Genomic DNA, 868 nt, shown 5'->3' with positions numbered 1-868 from the left:
TCCGCGATCCCGACCGTGGAGGAGACGCTGCGCGCCAGGCGCGCCGTGCCCGAAGGCGGCGCCGCGATGCCGGTCATCCGCCGCAGCAGCGGCCGCAGCAGCAGCACCCAGGCGGCGAGCGCATCTTCGGCCCGGCCCGGCAGCAGCAGCACGGGCCGACCCCCGACGACGCCGCCGCCGGCCGTCATGCCGGGGCGCGCGCCGATGCCGTGCACGTCCAGCGTGCCGGCGCGGGCGAGTCCCTCGGCGCTGCGATCCTCATGCCCCTCTCCCGTGCCGCCGGCCAGCAGCAGCGCATCGTGCCCGGCGGCCGCGGCCTGCAGCGCCGCGGCGATGGTGGCAGGATCGTCCGGCACCGGCTGCAGGACCACGAGTTCGGCCCCAAGCGAGCCGAGCAGTGCGGCGAAGAGCGGCGCAAGCGTGTCATGGGCGGGATCGGCGACCATCTCCTCCCCCGTCGCGATCCAGGCGCAGCGGGGCGCGCGCACCGCAACCTCCCGCACGCCCAGCAGCGCGAGCGCCGGGAGGTCGCGGGCGGACAGCCGCTCCCCGGCCTCGTGCAAGACATGCCCGGCGCGCATCTCCTCCCCAACGCCACGCACGCCTTCTCCGGGCGCGACGGCCTGCAGCGCCTGGGCGAAGGGGCCTTCGACGAGCAGATCGAAGGGCGGCAACACGGCGTCGGCGGGTGGCGGCAGCGGATCGCCCGCCGCGATCCGATGCGGCGCGGTCGCCAGGGGCAGCGGGGAATAGGCGCCGGCGCCTTCCGTCTCGGCCGCGACCACGGCCCAGCCGTCGCGCAAGGCTGCCGGCGCTGCCGGCACCGCGCCATCCGCACGCAGGGTCTCCGCCAGCGCGCGCCCCAGCG

The 868-nt window shown here is 77.5% G+C and carries 1 protein-coding gene; it reads right to left on the bottom strand.

Annotated features, from left to right (window positions below; translation table 11 throughout):
- The coding region (locus tag HW577_RS25770; protein ID WP_198378922.1) for a molybdopterin-binding protein at nt 1–868 on the bottom strand (868 nt) is incomplete at both ends.

The sequence above is a fragment of the Neoroseomonas rubea genome (assembly GCF_016106015.1).
In the GTDB taxonomy this organism is placed as follows: Bacteria; Pseudomonadota; Alphaproteobacteria; order Acetobacterales; family Acetobacteraceae; genus Neoroseomonas; species Neoroseomonas rubea.
Note: the sequence above shows the minus strand (reverse complement) of the source record. Positions and strands in the feature narration are given on the sequence as shown.